The organism is Pseudomonas sp. SDT291_1_S447, assembly GCF_054070155.1.
Genome location: NZ_JBSVXS010000018.1, coordinates 75,015 through 82,875 on the forward strand (window position 1 = coordinate 75,015; position 7,861 = coordinate 82,875).

A 7,861-nucleotide genomic window follows, 5' to 3' on the forward strand; every position below is an offset into this window, starting at 1 on the left:
CTCCCACAATGAAATGCATTCCCCTGTGGGAGCACAGCTGATTCACACATTGAAATGCATTCCCTCTGTGGGAGCGAGCCTGCTCGCGAAGGGGCCAGCAAAACCATCACAATCACCCGGCAATAAAACTGACCCGCACCTTCAACCCCGCCTGCTCGCCATCATGCAAAGTGATCTGGGCCAGATGCGCCCGACAGATCTCACCGACAATCGCCAGCCCCAGCCCTGAACCTGCCACCTGCTGATTACGTCGGTAGAACCGCTCGAACACGCGATCGCGATCCTCCAGCGGAATGCCCGGCCCGTCATCTTCTACCTCAAGTACCGCCGGCGCGGTCACGCGCAAAATGACGTTACCGCCCGGTGGCGTATGCGCCAGAGCGTTGTCCACCAGATTGCTCAGCAACTCGTTCAGCAACGTCGGCTCACCGCGCAGCCAGACGGGTTCGTCCGCCTCCAGCGCCAGCGCCACCCCGCGCTTGTGCGCCAGCGGTGCCATGGCCATGCCCAGTTCCCGGGCCAACTGGCTCAGATCGAGCAACTGCGCACCGCCCTCGGCAATCGCCCGGGCGCCGTTTTCGACGCGCGCCAGTGACAGCAACTGATTGGCCAGATGGGTCAGGCGATCGGTGCTTTGCGCCGAGGATTCCAATGTCGTGCGCCACGTCTCGGGTTCGTTTGAACGCAGGCCCAATTCAAGTCGCGCCTTGAGCGCCGCCAAGGGTGTGCGCAGTTCATGGGCCGCATCGGCGATGAACTGCGCCTGCCGTTCGAACTGACCACGCAAGCGCTCGGTGAAATGATTGAGCCCACGCACCAGAGGCCACAGCTCATGCTGCACTTCAACCAATGGCAGCGGGCGCAAATCATCGGGCTGCCGCTCTTCCACCGCTGTACGCAAGCGCTCTAACGGGCGCAAAGCCGCACTGACCGCGAACCACACCAACAGCAACGCACCGATCGCCAACATACCCAAACGCAGCAACGTATCCGCCGCCAGACTGCGGGCCATGCTCACCCGCGCCTCGTCGGTTTCGGCGACGCGGATTTCCGCCATACCGTTCATGTTCGGCTCGGTCACCGCCTTGAGCAGACTGACCACGCGTACGTTTTGCCCTTTGTAGGTGGCGTTGTAGAAACGCGCCAATGCGGGATAACTGTCGGTACGCGGCGTCCCCGGCGGCGGCCCGGGCAGGTTTTCGTAGCCGGAAATCAGCTTCTGATGGATGTCATTGACCTGATAGTAAATCCGCCCGGCGCTGTCATAAGCAAATGTATCGAGTGCCACGTAAGGCACGTCGGCGCTCAGTGTGCCGTCACGTTGCGACAGACCCGCCGCGATGGTCCGCGCCGAGGCCAGCAACGTGCGGTCGTACGCGGTGTCGGCGGCTTCGCGACCGTTCCAGTACGCGCTCAATCCGCTGGCGAGCATCAGCACCACCAGCAGCAATGCGAGGTTCCACAGCAAGCGCCAGCGCAGGCTGCTGGGCTTATGCATCGCGGCTTTCCAGCAGGTAACCGAGGCCGCGGAAAGTCACGATGGCGACGGGTTGGCCATCGAGTTTCTTGCGCAAGCGGTGCACGTAGATTTCGATAGCGTCGGGGCTGGCCTCTTCGTCGAGACCGAACACCTGTGCGGCCAATTGCTCCTTGCTCATGACCCGACCTGGCCGGGCGATCAGCGCTTCCAGCACTGCTTGCTCGCGGGATGTCAGGGTCAGCAAATCTTCGCCGAGGGTGAAGCGCCGGGTGTCGAGGTCATAGGCCAGCACGCCACAACGCTGCTGGCGTTCGCCGCCGAGCACACTGCGCCGCAGCAGAGCTTTCACCCGAGCTTCCAGTTCGGTCAGTTCGAACGGTTTGGCGAGGTAATCGTCGGCCCCCAGATTGAGGCCGTGGACGCGATCCTTCACATCGCTGCGCGCGGTCAGCATCAGCACCGGCAGATTCTTGCCGCGAGCGCGCAAACGCGCGAGCACCTCGAAACCGTCCATGCGCGGCAGGCCGACATCGAGGATCGCCACGGCGTATTCCTCACTGCCCAGCGCCAGATCGGCGGCCACGCCATCGTGCAACACATCCACGGTCAGACCGGTGCTCTTGAGCGCCTGAGCGACACTTTCGGCCAGTTGCAGATGGTCTTCGACGAGCAGGACACGCATGGATTTTTACCTCGTTCAGGGATGGCCGACGCCACGCTTTGCCGCGGAGTTTACAGCCGCAACCGCCGCTGTGAAGCCCGAAAACCTTGAAAGTCTGCTGAAAGGTTAGCGAAAGGTTAGCTGGTTACAGTCGGCCCACGGACAGTTCCGACTGCCGTCGCTGATGCCACACAGCGCAAAGAAAAACGCCTCGAAGCGTTTTCGACCAATAAGAACAATAAACGGAGTACACCCGCATGCCGTCCATGCAGCCTCAGGCGTCCACGCCTGTTCGCCCTTCCCGTTTCAGCCACACCGCCCTCGTCAGTGCCGCCGCCCTTGCCGGTTTTTCGCCGTTGAGTTTTGCCGACTTCATTGAAGACAGCAGCGCCACTTTCGAAACCCGCAACATGTATTTCAACCGCGACTTTCGCGATGGCACCAGCGCCCAGCAATCCAAGCGTGACGAATGGGCCCAGGGTTTCATGCTCAATCTGCAATCGGGTTACACCGACGGCACCGTAGGGTTCGGTGTCGATGCTTTAGGCATGCTCGGGGTAAAACTTGATTCAAGCCCGGACCGCACCGGCACCGGCCTGCTGCCAACCCACGATGACGGGCGCGCGGCGGACGAGTACTCAAAAGTCGGCCTGACCGGCAAAGTAAAAATCTCTGCCACGGAACTGAAAATCGGCAGCCTGATCCCCGAACTGCCGATTCTCAAACCGAACGACGGGCGCATCCTGCCGCAGACCTTTGAAGGTGGCTTGCTGACCTCCAAAGAGATCAAGAACCTGACCTTCACCGGCGGCCGTCTGGAGAAAGCCAAGGATCGCGACAGCACCGATTTCGAGGACATCGCCCTGAACAACAAGAACAGCCGTTTCGCTGGTACCGCGGCCGGTAAACACTTCGACTTTGGCGGCGTGGACTACAAGTTCACCGACAAGATCACCGGCAGTTACCACTTCGCCCAACTCGACGAAGTCTACAACCAGCATTTCTTCGGTCTGGTCGCCTCGCGTCCGATGGGGCCAGGTACTTTTGCCACCGACCTGCGTTTTGCCGTCAGTGATGACCAAGGCGCAGCCCGTGGCGGCGAGATCGACAACCGCTCGCTCAACGGTCTGGTCAGCTACGCGCTGAGCGGCCACAAGTTCAGCGCCGGTTATCAGCATATGTCTGGCGACAGCGCTTTCCCTTATGTCGATGGCAGCGACCCGTATCTGGTCAACTTCGTGCAGATCAACGACTTCGCCGGCGCCGAAGAGCGCTCCTGGCAGGCACGCTACGACTTTGACTTCGCCAAACTCGGCATCCCTGGCCTGAGCTTCATGAGCCGCTACTTGAGCGGTGACAACATCAAGCTCAAAAACGGTGAAGAAGGCAAAGAGTGGGAACGCAACACCGAGATCAAATATGTAGTACAAAGCGGCGCCTTGAAGGATGTCGCCGTGCGTTTGCGTAATGCCACTTACCGCTCCAACTACTCGGCTCGCGATGCAGACGAAGTGCGTTTGCTGGTGAGCTACAGCGTTGCCCTTTGGTAAACGCCCGTAAGTGAAAAACACGTCGAATAACAACAATGCCCGTGGAGAATCGAATGAACCTGTCACTGCGTAAAGTTGCACTGGCCGCCAGTTGCATCCTGTTTGCCGGCCAACTGATGGCCGAACCGAAACGTCCGGAATGTATCGCACCGGCCTCCCCCGGCGGTGGTTTCGACCTGACCTGCAAACTGGTGCAGAGCGCACTGGTCAACCAGAAACTGCTGAGCAAGCCGATGCGTGTGACCTACATGCCCGGCGGTGTCGGCGCGGTGGCCTACAACGCCGTGGTCGCGCAACGTCCGGCGGATGCCGGCACGCTGGTGGCGTGGTCGAGCGGTTCGTTGCTGAACCTGGCTCAAGGCAAGTTCGGTCGTTTCGATGAAACCAACGTGCGCTGGCTCGCAGCGGTCGGCACCAGCTACGGCGCCATCGCGGTGAAAAGCGATTCGCCCTACAAGACCCTCGACGATCTCGTTCAGGCACTGAAGAAAGATCCAAGCTCGGTGGTGATCGGTTCCGGCGGCACCGTTGGCAGCCAGGACTGGATGCAAACCGCACTGATCGCCAAGGCTGCCGGGATCAACCCACGCGACCTGCGTTACGTCGCCCTCGAAGGTGGCGGCGAAATCGCTACCGCCCTGCTCGGCGGTCACATCCAGGTCGGCAGTACCGACATCTCCGACTCCATGCCGCATATCCAGAGCGGTGACATGCGCCTGCTCGCAGTGTTCGCCGACAAGCGCCTCGACGAGCCGGAAATGAAAGACATCCCGACCGCTCGCGAGCAAGGCTACGACATCGTCTGGCCGGTGGTGCGCGGCTTCTACCTCGGGCCAAAAGTCAGCGATGAAGACTACGCCTGGTGGAAAGACTCGTTCGACAAACTGCTGGCCTCCGATGAGTTCGCCACGCTGCGCGATCAGCGTGAACTGTTCCCGTTTGCCATGACCGGCGTGGAGCTGGACACCTACGTGAAGAAGCAGGTTGCGGACTACAAAGTGCTGGCCAAAGAGTTCGGCCTGATCCAGTGATCGCCTCTGTCTAGCGGCTGCGTTCCCGGTTGCGGGGACGCGGCACAGGAGCTCCCATGCTTATTCAACGCATTTTCGCCTCCGTGTTGTTGCTGGTTTGTGCCGGCCTGGCATTGATGGCGTGGCCGTACCAAGCGGCCTTTTCCTACGAACCGGTCGGCCCGCGTGCTTTCCCTCTGCTGATGCTCGGCCTGATGGGCGCGGCGCTGCTGTACATGGTGTTTCGCCCGGCGCCGATCAAACACAGTGAAGACGAGCCGCCACTGGATCGCGAAACCCTGACCAAGATTGCTATCTGCGTCGCACTGCTGCTGGTGTTCGCCGGTCTGTTCGAACCGCTGGGTTTCATCCTCAGCAGCATCCTTATCGGCATTCCGATGGCGCGTCTGTATGGCGGTCGCTGGATGCCGAGCATCGTGGTGACCACGCTGATGGCCATCGGTCTGTACCTGCTGTTCGACCGTGTGATGGACGTTCCGCTGCCCCTTGGCCTGCTCGACGTGCTGGAGAACTGATATGGATACCCTCGGTTATTTGGGTCAAGGCTTCGGCGTCGCGCTGAGCCCGTACAACCTGGTCACGGCCCTGACCGGCACGCTGATCGGTACCGTCGTCGGCCTGCTGCCGGGCCTTGGCCCGATCAATGGCGTGGCACTGCTGATCCCGATCGCATTTGCGCTCGGCCTGCCGCCGGAGTCGGCGCTGATCCTGCTCGCAGCGGTGTATCTGGGCTGTGAATACGGCGGCCGGATCAGCTCGATCCTGCTGAACATTCCCGGCGAAGCATCGACCGTGATGACCACCCTCGACGGTTACCCGATGGCCCGTAAAGGCCTTGCCGGTGTGGCGCTATCGCTGTCGGCGTGGAGTTCGTTTATCGGCGCGTTTATCGCCACCTGCGGCATGGTCCTGTTCGCGCCGTTGCTGGCGAAATGGGCGATTGCCTTCGGCCCGGCGGAATACTTCGTGCTGATGGTGTTTGCGATTGTCTGTCTCGGCGGTATGGCCGGGGATCGACCGTTGAAAACCTTTATCGCGGCATTGATCGGCCTGTTCCTGTCGAGCGTCGGCATCGACGCCAACAGCGGCGTGTACCGTTTCACCGGCGACAACATTCACCTGACTGATGGCATTCAATTCGTCGTATTGGTGCTGGGTCTGTTCTCGGTCAGTGAGATTCTGTTGCTGCTGGAGAAAACCCATCGCGGCCAGGAAGCAGTGAAAGCTACCGGGCGGATGATGTTCAACTTCAAGGAAGCGTCTTCGGTGTTCGTCGTGAACATCCGTTGCGGTCTGCTCGGTTTCATCATGGGCGTGCTTCCAGGTGCCGGTGCAACGCTGGCCAGCGCCGTGGCCTACATGACCGAAAAACGCATCGCCGGTGCCAGCGGCAAATTCGGTCAGGGTGATGCCCGTGGCCTCGCCGCGCCAGAAACTGCCATCGGTGCTTCGGCCTGTGGCGCGTTGGTGCCGATGCTGACGCTGGGCGTGCCAGGTTCGGGCACTACGGCGGTGATGATCGGCGCGCTGTCGCTGTACAACATCACCCCGGGCCCGCTGCTGTTCCAGCAACAGCCCGACATCGTCTGGGGCCTGATCGCCTCGTTGTTCATCGCCAACATCATGCTGGTGATCCTCAACATCCCGATGATCCGCATCTTCACCCGCATCCTTGCCGTGCCGAACTGGGCACTGGTGCCGGTGATCGCGATCATCACCGGGATCGGCGTTTACGCGGTGCACGCCACCACGTTCGACCTGTTCCTGATGGTCGGCATCGGCATCTTCGGCTACATCCTGCGCAAGCTCGACTTCCCGTTGTCGCCGGTGCTGCTGGGCTTCATTCTCGGCGGTCTGATGGAGCAGAACCTGCGTCGTGCGCTGTCGATTTCCAACGGTGCGCTGGAAATCCTCTGGTCGAGCCCGATCACTTTCGGTGTCTGGGTGCTGACCGCGATCATGCTGCTGATGCCACTGTTGCGCATCTGGCGCAAACGTTCGGTCGCGCGTCGCGCCATTGCCGATGTTTGATCGCGCCTCACTGAAATCCTGGTGGGGAACCCCGCTGGTCGGTCTGCTCGGCGGTTACCTCGCCAGCCAGATCGGCTGGCCACTGCCGTGGATGGTCGGCTCCTTGCTGGCGATCATCCTCGTGCGCTGCCTGACCCCGTGGCAACTCACCGAAATCCCTGGCGGCCGCAAGTGCGGCCAGTGGATTGTCGGCATCGGCATCGGCCTGCACTTCACCCCGATGGTGATGGAGCAGGTGCTCAGTCATTTTGGTTTGATCTTCTTTGGGGCGCTGGTCACCAGTGTCTCGGCGGTGGTCGGCGTGTGGTTGATGCGCCGCACCGGTGAGGATCGCGCCACCGCATTTTTCTCCAGCATGCCCGGCGGTTCCGGGGAGATGGTCAACCTTGGCGCGCGTAATGGCGCGATGCTCAGCCATGTCGCGGCGGGGCAAAGTTTGCGGGTGCTGGTGGTGGTCTTGTGCGTGCCGGCGGCGTTCAAATATTTGCTCGGCGACGGTACACCGATTTCCCACGCTGGAAGCGTCGATTGGCGCTGGCTGGCGATTCTGTTTCCGGCGGGCGGTTTGCTCGCGTGGCTCTGGCAGCGTTTGCGCCAACCGAATCCGTGGCTGTTCGGGCCGTTGCTGGTGAGCGCGGCGGTGAGCATTGGCTGGGATTTGCACATCGGTTTACCCAATGGTGGCAGTCAGATTGGCCAGTGGCTGATTGGCAGCGGCTTGGGCTGTCACTTCAACCGGCAGTTCTTCCGCCGCGCGCCTTCCTTCATGGGGCGGACGTTGATTGGCACGGCGTTGACCATGTTGATCGCCACGCTGGCGGCGTTGGGGTTGAGTGCGCTGACCCATCTGGATCTGCGTTCGCTGACGCTGGGCATGATGCCCGGCGGGATTGCCGAAATGAGTCTGACGGCGGAGACGCTGCAATTGTCGGTGCCGCTGGTGACGGCGATGCAGGTGATGCGGTTGCTGTTTGTGCTGTTTCTGGCGGAGCCGTTGTTCAAGTACTGGAATCGTAATCCCGAATAAAACCGAGTTGCCCCCATCGCTGGCAAGCCAGCTCCCACAGGTTTTTGGGGTGTTCACATAATCTGTGGCACCCACAAAACC

The 7,861-nt window shown here is 61.1% G+C and carries 7 protein-coding genes; 5 read left to right on the forward strand and 2 right to left on the reverse strand.

Going from position 1 to position 7,861, the window contains the following annotated elements:
• Window positions 1-112: 112 nt before the first annotated feature.
• Window positions 113-1,498: a sensor histidine kinase gene (locus ACW9IR_RS09170; RefSeq protein WP_150706210.1), complete on the reverse strand. Its 1,386-nt coding sequence runs from the start codon at window positions 1,496-1,498 to the stop codon at window positions 113-115.
• Window positions 1,491-2,162 carry a response regulator gene (locus ACW9IR_RS09175; protein ID WP_102900255.1) on the reverse strand — a complete coding sequence of 224 codons (672 nt, stop codon included), beginning with the start codon at window positions 2,160-2,162 and terminating at the stop codon, window positions 1,491-1,493. Before ACW9IR_RS09175 ends, ACW9IR_RS09170 begins: the two co-directional genes overlap by 8 nt.
• Window positions 2,163-2,398: 236 nt before the next feature.
• On the opposite strand from ACW9IR_RS09175, the gene ACW9IR_RS09180 reads away from it, so the two are divergent.
• The 5 genes from ACW9IR_RS09180 to ACW9IR_RS09200 are packed head-to-tail and all read left to right on the forward strand — an operon-like array spanning window position 2,399 to window position 7,780.
• Window positions 2,399-3,691, forward strand: a complete 1,293-nt coding sequence (locus ACW9IR_RS09180) for an OprD family porin (RefSeq protein ID WP_007911430.1) — start codon at window positions 2,399-2,401, stop codon at window positions 3,689-3,691.
• A 53-nt stretch (window positions 3,692-3,744) separates the two neighbouring features.
• A complete protein-coding gene (locus ACW9IR_RS09185; protein WP_435035361.1) occupies window positions 3,745-4,722 on the forward strand; it encodes a tripartite tricarboxylate transporter substrate-binding protein in 978 nt (325 codons plus the stop codon).
• Window positions 4,723-4,778: 56 nt separating this feature from the next.
• The gene (locus tag ACW9IR_RS09190) at window positions 4,779-5,237 is read left to right on the forward strand and encodes a tripartite tricarboxylate transporter TctB family protein (protein WP_007911434.1); all 459 of its coding nucleotides are present in this window, start codon (window positions 4,779-4,781) and stop codon (window positions 5,235-5,237) included.
• 1 nt (window position 5,238) lies between these two features.
• A complete protein-coding gene (locus tag ACW9IR_RS09195) occupies window positions 5,239-6,753 on the forward strand; it encodes a tripartite tricarboxylate transporter permease (protein ID WP_007911435.1) in 1,515 nt (504 codons plus the stop codon).
• Window positions 6,746-7,780 carry an AbrB family transcriptional regulator gene (locus ACW9IR_RS09200; RefSeq protein WP_457462851.1) on the forward strand — a complete coding sequence of 345 codons (1,035 nt, stop codon included), beginning with the start codon at window positions 6,746-6,748 and terminating at the stop codon, window positions 7,778-7,780. The genes ACW9IR_RS09195 and ACW9IR_RS09200 overlap by 8 nt, the downstream gene beginning before the upstream one ends.
• Window positions 7,781-7,861: the final 81 nt, after the last annotated feature.

Bases quoted from the DNA above. Each gene is read 5' to 3' on its own strand.
- ACW9IR_RS09170 (WP_150706210.1), bottom strand. From the start codon at position 1,498: ATGCATAAGCCCAGCAGCCTGCGCTGGCGCTTGCTGTGGAACCTCGCA.
- ACW9IR_RS09175 (WP_102900255.1), bottom strand. From the start codon at position 2,162: ATGCGTGTCCTGCTCGTCGAAGACCATCTGCAACTGGCCGAAAGTGTC.
- ACW9IR_RS09180 (WP_007911430.1), top strand. From the start codon at position 2,399: ATGCCGTCCATGCAGCCTCAGGCGTCCACGCCTGTTCGCCCTTCCCGT.
- ACW9IR_RS09185 (WP_435035361.1), top strand. From the start codon at position 3,745: ATGAACCTGTCACTGCGTAAAGTTGCACTGGCCGCCAGTTGCATCCTG.
- ACW9IR_RS09190 (WP_007911434.1), top strand. From the start codon at position 4,779: ATGCTTATTCAACGCATTTTCGCCTCCGTGTTGTTGCTGGTTTGTGCC.
- ACW9IR_RS09195 (WP_007911435.1), top strand. From the start codon at position 5,239: ATGGATACCCTCGGTTATTTGGGTCAAGGCTTCGGCGTCGCGCTGAGC.
- ACW9IR_RS09200 (WP_457462851.1), top strand. From the start codon at position 6,746: ATGTTTGATCGCGCCTCACTGAAATCCTGGTGGGGAACCCCGCTGGTC.